The sequence below is a fragment of the Lysobacter yananisis genome, assembly GCF_031199375.1.
In the GTDB taxonomy this organism is placed as follows: Bacteria; Pseudomonadota; Gammaproteobacteria; order Xanthomonadales; family Xanthomonadaceae; genus Lysobacter; species Lysobacter yananisis.
Window position 1 is genome coordinate 788,588 of sequence record NZ_CP133568.1, and the last position, 17,218, is coordinate 805,805.

Sequence of the window (17,218 nt, forward strand, 5' to 3'; positions counted from 1 at the left end):
CGGCGAGCGGCGCGGGCACCATCGTCGGCGCCACCGCAGACGCGGTGCGGCCGAGGAGTCGCAGGACGATGAACATCAGGACATGGACCGCCGCGCTGTGCTGCGCGATGGCGGTATTGCTCGCAGCGCCGACCGCGGCCGCGCAGGCCGAGCGGCTGGAAACCTCCGACATCGCGCGCTTCTGGACCGCCTACGACGCGATCCGCGCCAGCGCCGATCCCGCCGAGAAGCGCCGCATCCTGCTGCGCGACTACATCGAGCCCGGCACGCCTGGCCTGCAGGCGTTCATGCAGGCCAAGGGCTATACGCCGGAGTGCTATCTGCAGGCGATCGAGCGCTACCCGAAGTTCTGGGCCTCGGTCCGCGCCGGCACCCTGGCGCTGGCCGGCAAGGCCGCCGATGCGCCGCAGCGGATCGAGACGTTGCGCGCGCTGTATCCGCCGCTGCGGCCGGCGACGATCTATTTCGCCATCGGTTGCCTCAACTCCAGCGGCACCACGCTCGGCGACAAGGTGCTGATCGGCGCGGAACTGGCCGGCGGCGGACCCGAGACCGACGTGTCGGAGATGGCCGAGGCGCGCCGCACCAACCTGGGCCGTTTCTTCGCCACCCGCCCCAGCGATGGCCTGCCGCTGCTGCTGGTGCACGAATACGTACACACCCAGCAAAAAGGCCCCGGGCCGACCCTGCTGGCGCAGGCGGTGTACGAAGGCGCGGCCGATTTCGTCGCCGAGCGCGTCGCAGGCCAGTTGCCGCCGCTGGACTACGCCAGTTACGGCCCGCGCAACGAGGCCCGGCTCAAGCGCGACTTCCGCGCCGAGATGTACGACGCCGGGTACGACAAGTGGCTCTACAACGCGCCCGATCCGCGCTACGGCGTGCGCGACCTGGGCTACTACATGGGCTATGCGATCGTGCGCGACTACTACGCGCGCGCCGCCGATCCGCAGCGCGCGCTGCGCGAGATCGTCGAGCTGGACTGCACCGACCAGGCCGCGGTGGACGCGTTCGTGCAGCGCTCGGGGTTCTATTCCGAGGCCGAACTGCGGGCCGCCGCGAAGGCCGCCCGGGCCGCGACGCCCGCACGCTGAGCGCGCGGGCCCGGCGTCCGCCGCCGGCGTCGTCGCGCTCTCGCGCTCTCGCCTGCGCCCGCGCCTGGAACCGCGCGCAGGCGCGCGGCGGCGGCGCAACTACGCCGCGTTGATCCGCGACTCGGCGTAGCGGTACGACAGCAGCATCCGGATCAAGGTCTCGACCTGCGCCGAATCGCGCGCGTCCAGCCGCGCCATCGGCAGGCGGTGGCCGCGGCGGCCGAGCGCGTCGCGCAATTGGAGCAGGGCGAAATCGTCGCTGAGGTCGGCGCGGGTCACCCCGACCGCGAACGAGGCCGCCGGCGCGATGCGGGCGAATTCGCGCAGCAAGGCGTCGGCCTGGCCGATCATGTCGGGATCGTCGGCGGCGACCAGCACCACGATGCCGACCGCGCCTTCGCACACCAGCGGCCACATGAAGTCGAGGTAGCGCTGGCCGGGCACGCCGTAGACGTGCAGCAGCTCGCCGTCGTCGAGCTCGATGGTGGCGTAGTCCATCGCCACCGTGGTGTGGGTCTTGCCGCCCTCGCCGGCGTGGCTGATCGGCATCTCGGTGCTGATCGGCTCGCCGTCGGAGATCGCGCGGATCGCGGTGGTCTTGCCCGCGCCCATGTTGCCGACGAAGGCCAGTTTGATCAGGTCGTTCATCGCCCGCGTCCCAGGTTCAAGCCGAAGCGCCGCGCCAGCCGGCGCAACAAGCCGGGCGCCTGCGCGTCGTGCGCGCGGCGCCGCTCGGGCGCGGCCGCTTCGGCGTCGGCCAGGCCGCTGGCCAGCACCGCAGCGTACATGCGTTCGAGTTCCAGCGCCGAGGTCGCGGTGGCCTGGGCCAGTTGCGGCAGCGCCCAGGCGCGCTCGAGCAGGCAGCTCAGCGGCAGCAGCCAGTGGGTGGGCAAGGCGTTGGCCGACAGCAGCGGCCAGGCGCGCAGGCGCAGCGCGCGGTCGGCCGGCACGTCGGCGATCGGCGCGTCGTGGGCCAGGGCGATGTCCCACAGCACCGATTCGAGCGGATAGCTCGCGGTCACGTCCTGGGCGAACTCTTCGCTGTAGCGGCGCGGCGACAGCGGGGTGACGAACCAGTTCGGCGCCAGCGCCTCGGCGATCAGCGCCGGGTACGGCATGCGCCGCAGCATGTGCAGGCGCGCGCCGGCGAAATCGACCACCAGCCGGAACAGGCCGCGTTCGAGCAGGCACACGCCGTCGGCGGACGCGGCCAGCAGTTGCCGCAGGAACGGCGCGGCGGCCGCGTCGACCGGTTCGGCGCGCGCGTCCGCGGGCGCGAGCGCGTCGAGGCGTTCGCGCAGGCAGGCCGACAGCTCGTCGGGCTCGGCGTACAAATCCAGCGAGCGCACCGTCTCGGGGTCCCACGGCAGCCGGCCGATGCGCACCACCGGAACGCCGCTGCGCAGCGCGGTATCGACCGCCATGCGGCTGGCGCTGGTCTCGGTGCCGACCACCAGCACCTGCGCGGGCTGGCCGTCCCACTTGCGCAGTTCGACTTCGAACCGCTCGCCGGCCAGCAACTCGCCCGCGGCCTGCAGGCGCGCGTCGCGGGATTTGTCGAGGTCGATGCTGGCGACCACGTAGCGCTGCTTGAATGCCACCAGTGCCTCCTCGCCGCGGGGGCGGCGCGGCGCGGGCATACGCGGCCGCGCCGTCGGCGCGGCCGCGCAAAGCCGGGTCATGGAAGAACGATCGCCCGCGGCGCGGGCGCGCGCGCGGCGGCCGCGCGACGCCCGGCCGCGGATCCGATCGCCTGCAGTCCGATCACTTGAAGTCCAGGGTCTTCTCGAACGACTTCAGCTCGTGGCGGGCCATCGCCAGGTTGGCGCGCGAACGGTCCAGGGCCACGTACAGGAACAGGGTCGGGTTGCTGTCCAGCGGGCGGATCAGGTGGTACTGCTTGCCCAGGCTGATCAGGATGTCTTCGATGGTGTCGTTGAGGCCGAGTTGCTGGGCGACGCGGCGCTTGGCGCGGATCACTTCGGAATTGCCGGCCGCGGCCGTTTCCAGGTCCAGCCCGCCGCCGCCGATGGTGGCCAGCGACATGCCGCTGTCGCTGTCGACCAGCGCGGCGCCGACGAAGCCGGCCAGGTTGTTGAGTTCGTCCAGTTGCAACTTCGACATCTCTTGCTCCTTGAGCGTGGATACGGCGTGGATACCGCGGTGAGGGTGCAGCGGCCGCGCGGGCGCGGCGCCGCCCGCGCGGGGCGCGGCGGGCGGATGGATCGGGGGACTAACGTTCGGCCAGCGCCGCCGTCCGCGGTTCGGACAGGGCCGCGCCGATGCGCGCGGCGCAGTCGCGCGCGCCGACCAGCAAGGCGGCCAGGAGCGTGTCGGGGCCGGCCATCGCCAGCAGGGTCAGCGGCTTGGCGGCATGGATGCGGAACAGCACCAGATTGCCGCGCGCGGTGCAGACGGTGGCGTAATCGGCCTGGCTCAGTTCGATCTCGCGCGCCAGGGTCTCGCCGAGGGTGAGGAAGGAATTGGCCATCGCCGCGATCCGGCGGGCGTCGGCGCCGCCGTCGAGACGTTCGGCCAGGGCGCGGCCGTCGGCGGTCGACACGCACAGCGCGCGCACCCCGGGCACCCGTTCCCAGCAACGCTGAAGTTCCGCGGCCAGGACGTCCTGTGTCGCGCCTTCGCTGGACGGGGCCGCGTCGAGGCGGCCCAGCAACATGTCGATGGTCGTTCGCTGCATGCGAGTTCCGCTCCCCTGGGCCCGCCGGCCCGCTAGAACGCCTTCGGGCGTCGGGACCGGCCAAGAAATACGACTTCGATCACACTATATCCGTTTTTTTATGTGATGTTTGTTGCAGTTTTTACAGGGTCTGTTCTATCGGCGGGCACATTGGCATCGCCGCGGGGCCGCTGGGGGGCGGACGCGGCGGCAAAAGCGGCTGGTATCGCAGGCGCGGCGGGGCCGCGCAGGGCGAGCGCGCGATGCGAACAGTTGCTCTATCGGGCCGCGATGCGCGTGCGGGCGTCGCCGCAGCCGCCATCGAAGCGGACCTTGGAACCCAGGCCGATCCATCGCCGCGGCGCGGGCTGGGCCGGCCGCGCGCTCAGAAGTCGCAGGCTTCCCAGCCCGGCGGCGTGCCGTCGGTCGAGCGGCCCTGGAAGCCGGCGTCGAGGGTGTTCTGCGCCCAGGCATCGCCCTGGGCGAGCTGGGCCGGGCTCAAGCCGGTGGCCACCGCCGCCAGCTGCCGGTCGAGCTGGTCGGCGCGATGCGCTTCGGCGCCCAGGCGGTAGAGCTTGAGATAGCGGTAGTGCTGCAGCGGATCGGCGCCGAGCAATCCGGCGAGCAGGCTCTTGGAGCCCGGCTCGTAGGCCTGCTGCAGCAGGTCGACCACGCGCCAGTCGCCGGCGGCGAGCCCGGCCTCGACCAACGCGGCGGCGGTGCCGCGATACGCGCGCAGGCCATCGGGGTGGCGGATCAGGCTGCGCGCGTCGTACAGCGGCCCGCGTTCCAGGTAGCACGCGCGCGCCTGTTCGTCGCCGAGCCGGGCGGCCTGGGCGATGTTCGGCACCAGGCTGGCGAGCATGGCCTCGTCGACGCCGGCGCAGGTCGCCTGGTCCTGGCGCTGGGCCTGCTGGCGCAGCTCCATCGCTTCGAGCAGCGCCTGGTAGGTGCGCAACTGCGCCGCGCTCATGCCTTCGGTGGAGCGCCGGGTCAGGTCCTCGGTGGCGCCGGCGTTGCGCCATTGGGTGCTGCGCAGCCGCGCGCAGCGGTCGAGGTCGCGGACCAGCCGGGTCGCCGCGCCGGCATCGCCGGCGTTGGCGCGCGCCTGCAGCTGCGCGAAGTGGTCCTTGAGCGGCGCGCCCGGCGCCGGCAGGACCCCGCCCTTGATCGGTGTCGGCAACGCCCCGGCCGCGGCGGCGGCGTCGCTGCCGGCCGCGCTCTCGCCGGCGATGCGCACGTGCGAGTCCGGCCGCGCCGCGCCGGCGCCAACGCCGGCGCGGCCGGCGAAGTAAGCGGCGACGATCGCCGCCAGCGCCGCTGCGATGCCCGCGGCGAGCAGCAGGCGGCGCCGGGCGGAGCCCGGACGCGGCGCCGGGGAAGACGGTTCGATGCTCATTCGGAAGGAAACACGCAGGGGTCCCACAGCGGGCCGTCGGCGTCGATGCGCCGACCGTGGAAGTTCTGGTTGAAGGTGCGCGCCGCCCAGGCCTCGGCGTCGGCGAGCTGGGTCGGGCCGAGTCGGGCCGCGGCCGTCGCCAGGTCTTCGTCGGTGGCGCCCGGCTGCGACGGCGCGCCGAGCCGGAACAGCTTGAGGTAACGATAGCGCTGCGCGGCGTCGTCGCCGACCGCGGCCGCCAGCAGGCTGTCGGCGCCGGGCTCGTAGGCGCCGCGCAGTTGGTCGAGCACCCGCCAGTCGCCGTCGGCGATGCCGCGTTCGATCAACGTGCGGGCGCTGCCGCGATAGGCCGACAGGCGTTCGGGATGGTCGAGCAGGCCGGCCGCGTCGAGGCCGGGGCCGCGCGCGAGGTAGCAGGCGCGCGCGTAGGGCTCGCCGAGCAAGGCGGCCTTGTGCAGATTCGGCACGAGCGCGCCGAGCATGGCCGCGTCCACGCCTTGGCATTGCGCGCGCAGCGCGTCGAGCACGCGCTCGTTGGCCTCGGCCGCTTCCAGCGCGGCGCGCGAACCCTGCCGCGACCGCGCGTCCGCGCCGTCGCCGCCCGCCATCACTTCGTCGGAATAGCGCCGCACGTCGCGCTCCAGGCGCACGAACCGGCGGCATTGGCTGAGATCGCGATACAGCCGGGTCGCGGCGCCGGCATCGCCGGCGTCGGCGCGCGCCTGCAGCGCGGCGAAGCCGCGCTTGAGCGGCGCGCCCGGCGGCGGCAACGCGGCGCCGGACGGCGCGCCCGCGGCCGGCGCAAGGGTGTCGGTCGCCGCCCGTCCTTCGGCGGCGACCGGACCCGCGGCTTCCTCATGCGACGCCAGTCGTCCCTGGTGGCGGCCCATGAGGTACACGGCGACGATGGCGGCCAGAGCGAGGGCAATGGCCGCCGCGATCCGCACGCGCTTGAGCGGGACGGAGGAAGGACGGGTCATGCGTCCCATCCTTCATCCGCAACGCGTCCGGTTCGCTGTGTCGTCGCCAATGGCCCTTACTGCTCGCTGTTCAGTACGTACTGCGACGCCGCGATCGAGGATTTGCCGTTCATGATCGCGGTGTTGGTGCCGGCGGCGGCCGGCAGGCCGACCTTGAGGTTGACCGCGCCGGAGACCAGCGCGTCGAGCACCTGGGTGATGATCGGCAGGCCCAGCGCGATATTGCCGCAACCGCCGGCCTTGGGCACGGCGAAGGCGTTGTCGACCAGGGTGTTGCCGTCCACCTGCAGGTAGCCGATGTAGTTCGGCTCGTCGGTCCACACCGTGTACGCGTTGCCGGTGTTGCCGGAGATCGGCAGGTTCGGCGGCGGCGGCGCGGTGGTGCCGGTCTGCAACTTGAGCACGATCGGGTCCTGCGCCGAGCCGATGTAGCAGCCGCCGCCCAGGAACGGGTTCTGCAGGTGCACGCGCACCGCCAGCCGGGCCACGGTCGGATCGCTGCCGTCTTCCGGCGGGAACAGCGCGTTGCCGAAGTTGGTCTGCACCGCCTGCACCGGTTCGATCGTGGCGCTGACGTCGTTGACCGCGCCGACGATGGCCCAGAACGCGGTCCACAGCGGGCCCGGCCAGTTCGGCGCCGGGTTGACGATGCCGAGCAGCCCACCCGGGACCTTGCCCGGAGGCGCCTGCAGCGTCGGCCCGCCGACCGCGGCGTAGAACGGCGACGGGCCGAGGCTCTCGATGCCGCCCTGCATCACGATGGGCTTGTCGATCGGCATGGTGGTGCTGCCGATCTTGAGCGTGCCCGAGGTGGTGGTGTTGAGTACGCAGCTGCCGACCGACGGGTTGGTGTACGGGCAGAACTTGAACATCGCATACGGGCCCGACGGCGTGCCGGCGTTGGCCGACGACGCGCTGGCGAGCGTCAGCGCCGCCGCCAGTGCGGCCGTGCGAAGCGAGGTCTTGCGCATTGGAAATCCTCCTGAAAATGGGTGCGGCCGGCGCGCGCCCTGCGCGATGCGGGACAAAAAGGGGAGGAAAGCCTCCTCCCCCTTGCCGAAGTCCGTCTCGGCTCATGCCGCGTCCGGCGCATCGCCGGGCCGTCGGCCCGCACGCGCCACGCATGAAGCGCGGCGGGCTGGCGGCCCGCGCCGGGCGCGGTAGATGGTGCGCCGCGGGCGGGTGGTCAGATCACCGTGACCGGGACGCTCGAGCTCAGGTAGTAGCCGGCCTGGGTCTGCACGCCGCACGGGCCCAGGGCGCCCTGGAACGCGAAGCGGTTGGCCGGGAACGAGGAGTCGAGCGCGCCGCTGATCGAACCCGAGCCGGTGGCGTTCGGGCAGGTCACGTTGAGCGGCAGCGGCAGGTAGATGCGGATGCCGCTGATGGTCACGCCGTACAGCGGGCCGTTGAGGGTCGGCGCGCCCGGGAACGGCGGGTTGGAACCGGTGTAGACGGTGTCGGGCACCATCGACCACGGCAGGTTCTGGGCGACGATCTTGGTGCAGGCCGAGGAACCGGCGAAGGTCGCCGCGCTGACCTTGGCGTTGCCGTTGACCACGTCGACCACGAAGGTCGCCTGGTCGCACGGCAGCTGCAGCTGCAGGTAGCTGGCGGTGGTGCGGCCGGTGAAGGTCACCTGGCCGTTGTTGACCCACGAGGTGCCGTTCCAGAGCAGGAAGGTGCCCGGCGCGGCCGCAGCGGTGGTCGCACCGCAGATGGCGGCGGCCGAAACCAGGGCCAGGATCGAGTACTTGAGCTTGGACATTGCGTTGTCTCCTGTGAGGCGTCGAAGTAAGCGGGCGTGCGGGCCCGCAGGGACTGTCACGGATGAAGCGGCGCCGTGGCTGCGCTGCCTGGGAGCTGCGGTGCCTGTCTGCAGCGTTTCAGGCGACTGCGTCGCCGCCGCTCCGCCGGAGCGGGCGGCGGCGCTGGATCAGAAGAAGCCCTTGCTCACCGTCAAGCCGATGATGCGCGGGTCCTGGATGAACACGTTGCTGGTCAGGCCGGTGTCGTCGCTGTTGAGGAAGGTGCCGGTGATGGCCTTGCCGCCGAGCGCGTTCTTGACGTACAGCTGCACCGCCAGATCGCGTTCGATGTCGCGCCAGGTGACCGACACGTTGACGTTGCCCCAGTCGCTGAGCCGGTCGATCTTGTCTTGATAGATGCGCGCCCAGCTCGGCCCCTGGTAGTACAGGTCCGCGCGCACGGTCAGGTCGCCGTGGCCGGTCATGAAGGTGTACTGCGGGCTCAGGCTGGCGGTGATGTGCGGCGCGTTGGGCAGTTCGTTGCCGCCGACGTTCTTGGCGAAGCCGGCGCCGCCGTTGGGCGCGTCCTTGGCCGGGTCGTAGGTGAAGCCGAACACGCCGTCGTAGGGGCCGCCCGCCGAGAACCCGGCGCCGTTGAGCGGCAGGTTGGTCGAGCAGAAGCTGTTGAGCACGTTGGCGGCGTTGTTGAACGGCGCCGACAGCTGGTACTGCGCCTTGAGCACCGCTTCGACCAGTTCCTTCGGCGCGACGCAGTTCGAGGCCAGTTGCAGCCACGGCTTGACCACGACCCAATCGGCGTTGCCGGCGGTGCGGTCCATCACGTCGATGGAGTACTGGTTGGAGCCGACGCGGGTGCGCAGCAGGCCGACGTTGCCGCTGAGCTGGAACGCCTCGGTCGGCCGCCACACCGCTTCGAGTTCGGCGCCCCAGGTCTTGGCGTCGAAGTTCTCGTTGAGGGTGGCGCGGTCCTGGATCTGCGAGACCTGGTAGTCCTTGTAATCGTTGTAGAACAGCGTGCCGTTGAGGACGAACTTGCCGCCGGCCATGACGTTCTTCATGCCCAGTTCGAAGGCGTTGACGAACTCGGGCTTGAACTCGGGATCGCGCTGCTCGAAGCTCAGCGCGGCCGGATTGGCGCCGATGCCGGGCGAGTTGGTGCCGCCGGCCTTGTAGCCGCGCGAAGCCGAGGCGTAGAACATCGTGCTGTCGGTCCACGACAGGTCCGGCGACCAGTCCAGCACCAGCCGGCCGGTCGGCTCGTTCCAGGTCTGGCGGATCTTCGCCAGCGCCGGATAGCCGGCGCCGACATAGCCGCCGAACAGCTGCGGCACGCCGGCGGTGCCGGTGGAATCGGCCAGCAGGGTCTGGGTCGGATACGGCGTGGTGATCTTGCGGTCGTTGGTGAAGCGCACGCCGGCGGTCAGGCGCAGGTTGTCGCGCAGCTGGAAGTAGCCTTCGCCGAAGATCGCCGCGGACTTGGTCTCGGCGACGTTGCGGCTGCGGAAGTAGTTGTGGCCCTGGCCGTTGATCGAGCCCAGCGGATTGGGGTCGATGTAGACGCAGGGCACGGTCTCGCCGAAGTTCGGGTCCACGCGCGTGCCCGAGGGCGAGCAGGCGCCCGGGCGCGTGCCGGCGCCGTTGCCGTTGAAGAACAGGTCGGCCAGCGCGGTGAAGCCGTTGCTGAAGACGTAGTAGCTCTCGTCGACCTTGTACTCCAGGTAGTTGGCGCCGACGCTGAAGTTGAACGGGCCGTCGTAGGACGACTGCAGGCGGAACTCCTGCGACCACTGCTTGCTGTAGGAGTCGACCACGTCGACGATCAGCAGTCGGTCCGAGCATCCCAGCTGCGGATCGCAGTACTTGCCGTCGGGGAACGCGTTGTAGGCGGGCTCCGGGCCGTTCGGGCCGAACACCGACACGCCGCTGTTGGTGTTGGTGAAGATCGGGTTGGACTGGAAGCGGCCGTAGTCCTGGGTCGAGTAGTACTTGTCGCGGGTGTACAGGGTCTGCGAGACGAAGCGCAGGTTGTCGCCGACGTCCGAGCTCAGGTTGAACTGGAAGATGTCGTTCTTGGCTTCGAACTTGGGATCGTAGGTGGTGGCGATCTTGCGCAGGTCGTGCGACTGGGTCACGCCCTCGTAGGGGTTGGTGCCGGGCTTGATGATCGAGACGGTGTCGATGAAGTTGCCGTTCGGGTCCAGCAGGTAGCCGATCGCGGTGCTCTGCGCGCCGAGCACGAACGGGATGCTGGCGCCGTTGGGCACGCCGAACGCGCTGTCGCCGTACAGCGAGCCGTCCTGGCAGCCCTGGCTCATGTAGTTGCGGTCGATCCGCGAGACCGTGGTCGAGCCGATCGTGACCGGGCCGGGATCGTTGTTGCACAGCTGCTTGCCGGTGCGCGCGCGGCGGTCGTCTTCCTGGAAGTGCTCCCACACCAGGCTGGCGTCGAACTTCTCGCTGGGCTTGAACGCGAACGACATGCGGGTGGACAGCAGGTCGCGGTCGTTGACGTCGCGGCCGGTCACTTCGTTGTGGTCGTAGCCATCGCGCTTGGTGTACTGGCCGGCCAGGCGGAAGGCGAAGCTGTCGGTCAGCGGCACGTTGACCATGCCGGTCACGCGCGCGGTGCTGTAGTTGCCGACCTCGCCCTTGACGTTGGCTTCGTAGCCGTCGGTGCTGGCCAGGCTGGGGATCATGTTGACCACGCCGGCGGTCGCGTTGCGGCCGTACAGCGTGCCCTGCGGGCCGCGCAGCACTTCCACCCGCTCGACGTCGAAGTACTCCTGCTCGAACAGGCGGTTGCGGATCAGCGGCGTGCTGTTGAAGCTCACCGCCACCGCCGGGTCGGTGGTCACCGACAGGGCCTGGGTGCCGATGCCGCGGATCTGGAAGTTGTAGCTGGCGAAGTTGGTCTTGGAGAAGGTGACGTTGGGCGTGGCGGTGACCAGGTCGCCGCCGGTCTCGATCTTGCGGTCGCCCAGGTCCTTGCCGCCGAACGCGCTGATCGCGATCGGCACCTTCTGGATGTTCTCGACCTTCTTCTGCGCGGTCACCACGATGGTGTCGAGCGTGGTCGCGTTGGGATTCCTAGCGGGGTTTGCGGTCGTTACCGGCGCCTGTCGATCGTCTTGCGCTTGCGGGGAGGCCGCCGCCGGCTCCATCTCGGCGGCCTCCGATGCGTTTCCCTGCTTCTCCTCGGCGCCCGGCGCGACCGCCGCGCCCTGCGCGGCTGCGCCGCCCGCGGCGGTGTTGCTGATCAGGATCGCGCCGGAGGCGTTGGTGGCGTAGCTCAGGCCGGTGCCGTCGAGCAGTTCCTCCAGCGCCTGGTGGTTGCTCTTCTCGCCGCGCACCGCGCGCGCGGTCTTGCCCGCGGCGAGCTCCGGCGCGTACAGCAATTGCGTCCCGCTCTGGCGCGCGTACTCGGACAGGGCGGTGTCGAGCCGCTGCGGCGGGATGTCGAAGCGCGCGTTCGCCGCGGAACGCTCGCCGGCGTAGGCGGCCAGGCACGGCAGCAGCGCGAGGAACAACACGCCACGCCGCGATGCGCTCAGCAACGCCTGTTTCCGGTCTCGCAATTGCATTCGTTACTCCCCTCGTTCGGTGGGCCGGCCGCGTGTGCCCGCTGCCTGGTTACCTAGGTACAGACGCGCGCCCGCGGCAAACCCGAACCTCGCGGCGCGAATTAATTGCATCGCGCATCTTGTTGTACCGACGAGTTTTGTTTTGCGCCGCAACACCGTTGCGCGCCGCGACGATCGCGCGCGCCCACGCGTCGACGCGGCGCGCACGCAGCGCGCGCGGACAGACAGGCAGGCCAGAGGATGGGCGACGGCGCGGCGCCGCTGCGGCGCCGCTGCGGCGCCGCGCGCCTCAGCCGCGCAGCGGCGCGCGCGGCTTGAGCACGATGTCGTCGTTGTCGAGCGTATCGCGCTCGATCGGGAAGTAGTCGGTCAACGCTTCGACGAAGGTGCCGGTGTCGCCGGTGTTGAACGCGCCGCTGATCTTCAGCGAGGCGAGCGTGGCGTCGGCGAGCACGATCTTGCGCTGCGAATAGCGGTTGATCTCGGCCACCGCGTCGCCCAGGCGCTCGTTCTCGAACACGATCTGGCCGTTGCGCCAACTCACCACCCGGCGCACGTCGGCCGCGCGCACCTGCGGCGCGGCCTTGGCCAGGGCGACGAACTGCTCGCCCGGGCGCAGCTCGGCCAGCGGCGCCGTCGCGGCGGCGGTCGGACGAGCGCTGGCCACCGCCGCGGGCTTGACGGTACGGGTCACGGTGACCCGGCCTTCGAGCAAGGTCACCTCGAACGCGCGCGGCGACAGGTAGACGTCGAACTCGGTGCCCAGCGCGGTGACCTGGCGGCCGCCGGCGCTGACCACGAACGGGCGGCTGCGGTCCTTGGCGACCTTGAACAGCGCCTGCCCGCGCTCCAGCGTCACCGCGCGCAGGCCGTCGCGGTAATGGGTGCTGACCCGGCTGTCGGTGTTGAGGGTGATCACCGAACCGTCGGCGAGGGTGAAGCGCTCGCGCTGGCCGACGCCGGTGCGGTAGACGTTGCCGGCCAGCGCGTCGCGCGCGTCGCCGACCATCCGCCAGGAGTCGCCCAGGTTCAATCCGAGCGCGCCGAGCAGACTGGCGACGGTCAGCGAGGCGGCCATCGCCCAGTTGCGCCGGCTCGCGCGCCGCGCCTGGCCCTGGCGCGCGACCCGGCCCAGGGTCTCGCTGCGCAGGGACTGCAGTTCGGGCTCGTCGGCGAGCAGGTCGGCCAGCCGCCGCGCCGCCTCGGCGCGCGCGTAGGCCTCGGCATGGCCGGGAGACTGCGCCTGCCAGGCCTGGAACGCTTCGCGCATCGTCGCGTCGTCGCGCTCGCGCAGGATCTCGCTCCAGCGCGCCGCGTCCTCGTCGATGCTCCGCGACCCGGGTTCCGCCGACCCGTCCCGCACCAGCGCGATTTTGCATTTCATCGGGTGTGACCTCTCAGCAAGCTCCGGCCGACGCACGCGGGTAACGCCGCGCCGCCGATGTTCCGATCCGTGACGGCCCGCTCAGGCCGAACGCGTTCGGACGCACAGGTTGCGCCCGCCCTCGCGGGCGTCGCGGACCCTTCAGTCCTGTACTCCCATTCCATCGACGATGCCTCCCAACTGCGCCAGCGCCTTGGCCATGTGCTTCTCGGCCGCGCGCACGGAGATGGCCATCATCGCCGCGATTTCCGCGTATTTCTTCTTCTCCATGACCCGCAGCACGAACACGTCGCGGGTGCGTTCGGGCAGCGCCCGCAGCACCTGGGCCACCAGTTGCACCTGCTCCTTACCCAGTAAGACGCGCTCGGGCGAAATATCCGTAGCCGGATCGTGCACTTCGACGTCGAAGGACTCGTGCGCGTCCTGGTTGCGGGCCCGGCGGCGGCGGCCCCAGTCGCGCAGGGTGTTGGCGGCGACCTGGAACACGTACTGCTCGACGTGCTCGATCGGCCCGCCGCGGGCGCGCCGGATCAGGTGCAGGAACACCTCCTGGGTCAGGTCCTCGACCTCGGCCGCGTCCTTGACCCGCTTGGAGAAGAAGCCGCGCAGGGGCAGGCGGTAGCGCAACGAGACGTTGTTCCACTGGCTGGCGCCGTCCTCGCCGTATTCGGCGAGCGACGCGGACTCGTGCGGCCATGACGCCGGATCGGTCATTGCTGTGTCCTTCCCATGCCCTATGCAACCCGTACCCAATGGAATGGCGCCGGCGCCGACGGCCGCGCGGCGACGCCCGAACGGGCGCCGCGCCCGCAGCCGCGGACGACGGTTCCGATGGCGCACTTGCCCGCGCCGCGCGTTCGCCGCCCCGGTCGCGGCCCTAGACGGGCCGCGGCCGCGGCCGCGACGCGGCGCCCCCCGACGGTGCTGCGGAACGCGTCCTCACACCCCCACCACCTTTTCCGCCCACAGCGGCAGGATCCCGCGCGGCTTGCGCCCCGCGGCCGGCTCGCCGTCGGCGCGCAACGTCGCATCGGCCGCCTGCGCCGCCGCCGGCGCCAGGCCCATCACCTGCTCGACCTGGCGCACCTGGGCCAGATTGTCGAACGGCGTGGTCAGCAGCGGCGAGACGAAGGCGACCAGCCGGCCCAGCATCAGCGAATCGCTGACCGCCTCGCCGACGCAGATCGCCGCGATCAACTCGTCCATGTTTTCGCCGGCCAGCACGCCCGACAACGCCTTCAGGGCGAAGTGCAGGCGGGTGCCCAGCTCGTTGCGCGACTGGTGGGGCAGCGCGCGCGCGAAGGCTTCGAAGAAGCGTTCGTAGATAGGCTGGTAATGCTCGTACAGGAAGCCGCGCACGAACGGCGAAGGATCGCTGTAGACGCGCCCCAGCAGGCGCATGAAGGAAATGCCGCCGGCGCTGTCGCGGCTGAGCCGCACCGCCGGCACGAACAGGATGCCCAGCACGGTGGGCGCGTCCAGCGTGGCCGCGCCGAAGCGCTCCTCGCACAGGGAAAGCAGCTGCAGGCGTTCCGCGTTGAGCCGGTCCAGGCGCGAGGACAGCAGCTCCTGGACCAAGGCTTCCTTGCTGCCGAAGTGGTAGTTCACCGCGGCCAGGTTGACCTTGGCCTCGCTGGTGATCTGGCGCAGCAGCATGCCTTCGTAGCCGTGGCGGATGAACAACGCTTCGGCCGCCTCGAGCAGGCGCCGGCGGGTATCGCTCGAGTTGGCTCGGGGATTGTTCACGGCCGATGTCCCAACACGGCTCCGCCTGGCGACTCGAAGGTTTGCTCCAACTCGCGGATTGAATACCGGAATTGAAACGGCTGTTAGCCTAAGCAGGCGAATTTACCCTGTGCACGCTGCAACGCAATATGCCGGTCGGATGAATGCGCGACCGGCGCCGCGCCATCCGCGACGGCGCCCGATAACAGATTGATTCGACAGCGGAATGGACGTCGGCGCGAACGCCTGTGCTTATCCGCGCGCAGGACGGGCGCGGCCGCCCTCGCCGCGCCCCGGCGCGCGGATGTGACCGGCGTCGGAAAATTTCGGCGAACCTTTCGTGCCGGGTTCGATTACGCCGCAGACGCTTCGCGGCGGCGCGCCGACCCGCCAAGCCGGGCGGCTCCACCGTAATGCGCGACCCCGTCCCCGCCTCGCGCACCGACGCGACCGCGACGACGCGCGCGCCATCGCGCGCTCACGCCGGCGCCAGCCGCACCCGCCCGACCCGGCGCCGCTCCAGGCTCAGCGCTTCGAGTTCCCAACCGCCGCTGCGCACGCGGTCGCCGGCCGCCGTGCGGGTGTTTGGGTTCGAGTCGCGTGCAGGTCGCGCCGCGACAGGCGACGACGGCGGCTCAGGCGGTGCGCGCGGCCTGGGCGCGGAACTGCTCCTGCTGCGGCGGTTCCTGCGCGGCCGCCTTCTGCTCGGCCTGGGCGAGCTGGCCGAAGGAGGTCTCGACCGGAACCTGCGCCGCGGTCTCGGTATTGACCTGGGCGCGCTTGTGCGCCGGATCGGTCAGCCCTCCCTGTACCGCGAACACGTCGATGCCGGCGCCGGCGCCGCGGCCGGCGACGACATGGTCGACCTGATCGAGCCCCTTCAGCCGCGCATCGACGAACAGCGCTGCGGCGGCCCGCTCGCCGTCCTCGCCGTAAGGCCGTCCGTGCTGCGCGTAGATCCGTTCGACGCCCGCCTGCACCGTGCCGTGCATCGAATGGCCGGGATGATCGGGATGGCGCGGATCGAACGGCCGCGCATCGCCCGCCGGCAGCGCGCCGTGGGCGTCCTTGAACGGACTCTCCGCGGGCTTTTCCGGAAGCCGGCGGCCGATCTCCCCGGCGACGCCGATCGGCCCGCGCAGGATCGCGCCGCCGATGGACGCGCCTTCGCGCATGGCCCAGACGTCGTCGCGGAATTTTCCGATCATCGCCTCGAAGCGATGCGCGTTGACCTGGGTTTCGGGGTCGCGCAGCACCGACAGATCCGCCTTGACGCCGTCGGTGTCGCGAAAGTTGTGCAGGCTGTGCGAGATCGCGCCGACCGCGATGGCGGCCGGCAGATTGCCTCGGTCCAGGGCGCGCTCGTTGTTGCCGTAACCGGCGCCCGACAGCGTCGCGATGTCGTGCCGGCTCGCGTAGACCTTGACCTCGCCGTAATGATGGCTGGCGGAGCTGACGAAGTCGGCCGCCATGACGTGATTGACCACGTCGCGGCCGCCTTCGGGGATGCGTTGGTTGAGGCTGGCCGCGCCGTAGGCGTTGAAGGTCTCGCCGTGCAGTCCGTACTTGGCTGCGGTGATCTGGGCGAGGCAGCCGCCGAGGGAGTGGCCGGTGACCGTGACCGGGACGCCCTGCTTTCGCGCGATCTCCATCGCGCGCTCGGTCAGGGCCGAGGCGTCCTTGGTCTGCTGGTTCGCCCGCGTCGCGACCATGCCGCCATCCGCGCGCAGGACGTCGTCGATGAATTCGTCCTTGAACTCGGTTCCGCGGTGGGCGACGACGATCTCGCCGCTATCTTCCTTTTGGAAAACAGCGCCCTGGTATCCCGAGGATTTGTTCTCGGCGACCTCCAGCAGCTTGTATGTCGCATCGTTTATCAGCACTTTCCGCGTCCCATCCTGCATCATATCCGGGAGCGTATAGGCGGCTTCGCTCAGTTCAGCGTAGTGCAAACTTCTAATAGTCATCGCCTGATTCCCTGGCACTCAACGTGATGGTGAAAAATTTCGACGGATCGCTTCCGTATCGCGCTTGCGCGTGTTCTTTTTCAATCGCCGTTTCGAAGGCGTCGTAGGAGTCTTCGAAGGGCACTGCGTACATCTCGCGACGGGCGTAAAGCACCAGAGGCCGGCCTGCCTCGAGAGCTGATCCGCTGAAGGACACATCGAACTTCCGTTCGCTTTCCGCGCCCGTCGGGCGAAGCGACAGGCTGGCGATTTCGACTTGCCAGTTGCACACACCCCGGCCGAAATAGTCCTTGGCCAGCATCGCGTCGAGATAGACATCGAATTCGAACTCGGACCCCGACTCCTTCCGGACCTTGGCTTCCACCTGAGCACGAGACTGCGTGGGAAACGTTCCGGAAATCGGTTCGGCGGGAGGCATGCAAGCCCGGTCCGGGCCGATCCTGTACTGCACGCCCGCCACCGCATCCCGAAACGGCCCCGGCGCCCCGTCCACCTTCGCCGTCACCACATACTTCCGCTTCGGATCCGGATTGCGTTCGTACTTGGGGTCCTTCACCGCGTTCGAGCAGGCGGACAGGCCCAGGGCGGTCGCCGCGACGACGGTCAGGCCAGCCAGCAGGATTGCGTTTTTCATCGCAGCGGTTC

Annotated in this window: 15 protein-coding genes; 1 reads left to right on the top strand and 14 read right to left on the bottom strand. The window is 70.4% G+C overall.

Features of this window, described 5'->3' with window-relative positions:
• The first annotated feature begins 68 nt into the window (after positions 1 to 68).
• Positions 69 to 1,091: a DUF2268 domain-containing putative Zn-dependent protease gene (locus tag RDV84_RS03395; protein ID WP_309152445.1), complete on the top strand. Its 1,023-nt coding sequence runs from the start codon at positions 69 to 71 to the stop codon at positions 1,089 to 1,091.
• A 99-nt stretch (positions 1,092 to 1,190) separates the two neighbouring features.
• On the opposite strand, the gene RDV84_RS03400 is transcribed toward RDV84_RS03395, so the two are convergent.
• The 14 genes from RDV84_RS03400 to RDV84_RS03465 form a co-directional block, all read right to left on the bottom strand.
• Positions 1,191 to 1,739, bottom strand: coding sequence for a GTP-binding protein (locus RDV84_RS03400; RefSeq protein WP_057946161.1), 549 nt, complete (start codon positions 1,737 to 1,739; stop codon positions 1,191 to 1,193).
• On the bottom strand, positions 1,736 to 2,692 hold the full coding sequence (locus tag RDV84_RS03405; RefSeq protein WP_157490324.1) for a hypothetical protein: 957 nt from the start codon (positions 2,690 to 2,692) through the stop codon (positions 1,736 to 1,738). Before RDV84_RS03405 ends, RDV84_RS03400 begins: the two co-directional genes overlap by 4 nt.
• A gap of 163 nt (positions 2,693 to 2,855) precedes the next feature.
• Positions 2,856 to 3,215 (bottom strand): roadblock/LC7 domain-containing protein, encoded by a 360-nt coding sequence (locus RDV84_RS03410; RefSeq protein ID WP_057946159.1) that lies wholly within the window; start codon positions 3,213 to 3,215, stop codon positions 2,856 to 2,858.
• A gap of 109 nt (positions 3,216 to 3,324) precedes the next feature.
• A complete protein-coding gene (locus RDV84_RS03415) occupies positions 3,325 to 3,789 on the bottom strand; it encodes a roadblock/LC7 domain-containing protein (protein ID WP_057946158.1) in 465 nt (154 codons plus the stop codon).
• A 364-nt stretch (positions 3,790 to 4,153) separates the two neighbouring features.
• Positions 4,154 to 5,167, bottom strand: a complete 1,014-nt coding sequence (locus RDV84_RS03420; protein ID WP_250446832.1) for a hypothetical protein — start codon at positions 5,165 to 5,167, stop codon at positions 4,154 to 4,156.
• Positions 5,164 to 6,147 (bottom strand): hypothetical protein, encoded by a 984-nt coding sequence (locus tag RDV84_RS03425; RefSeq protein ID WP_309152446.1) that lies wholly within the window; start codon positions 6,145 to 6,147, stop codon positions 5,164 to 5,166. The genes RDV84_RS03420 and RDV84_RS03425 overlap by 4 nt, the downstream gene beginning before the upstream one ends.
• Positions 6,148 to 6,203: 56 nt before the next feature.
• Positions 6,204 to 7,118, bottom strand: coding sequence for a hypothetical protein (locus RDV84_RS03430; protein ID WP_309152447.1), 915 nt, complete (start codon positions 7,116 to 7,118; stop codon positions 6,204 to 6,206).
• Between the two features lie 215 nt (positions 7,119 to 7,333).
• On the bottom strand, positions 7,334 to 7,915 hold the full coding sequence (locus RDV84_RS03435) for a hypothetical protein (RefSeq protein ID WP_309152448.1): 582 nt from the start codon (positions 7,913 to 7,915) through the stop codon (positions 7,334 to 7,336).
• Positions 7,916 to 8,083: 168 nt separating this feature from the next.
• The gene (locus RDV84_RS03440; RefSeq protein WP_309152450.1) at positions 8,084 to 11,497 is read right to left on the bottom strand and encodes a TonB-dependent receptor; all 3,414 of its coding nucleotides are present in this window, start codon (positions 11,495 to 11,497) and stop codon (positions 8,084 to 8,086) included.
• 289 nt (positions 11,498 to 11,786) lie between these two features.
• Complete coding sequence (locus RDV84_RS03445) at positions 11,787 to 12,881, bottom strand: FecR family protein (protein ID WP_309152451.1); 1,095 nt, start codon at positions 12,879 to 12,881, stop codon at positions 11,787 to 11,789.
• Positions 12,882 to 13,022: 141 nt separating this feature from the next.
• Entirely contained in the window at positions 13,023 to 13,595 is a 573-nt protein-coding gene (locus RDV84_RS03450; RefSeq protein ID WP_057946152.1) for an RNA polymerase sigma factor, read from the bottom strand.
• 225 nt (positions 13,596 to 13,820) lie between these two features.
• Entirely contained in the window at positions 13,821 to 14,627 is an 807-nt protein-coding gene (locus RDV84_RS03455) for a TetR/AcrR family transcriptional regulator (RefSeq protein ID WP_082644286.1), read from the bottom strand.
• 614 nt (positions 14,628 to 15,241) lie between these two features.
• A complete protein-coding gene (locus RDV84_RS03460; protein WP_309152453.1) occupies positions 15,242 to 16,573 on the bottom strand; it encodes an XVIPCD domain-containing protein in 1,332 nt (443 codons plus the stop codon).
• On the bottom strand, positions 16,563 to 17,207 hold the full coding sequence (locus RDV84_RS03465; protein WP_309152455.1) for a hypothetical protein: 645 nt from the start codon (positions 17,205 to 17,207) through the stop codon (positions 16,563 to 16,565). The genes RDV84_RS03460 and RDV84_RS03465 overlap by 11 nt, the downstream gene beginning before the upstream one ends.
• Positions 17,208 to 17,218: the final 11 nt, after the last annotated feature.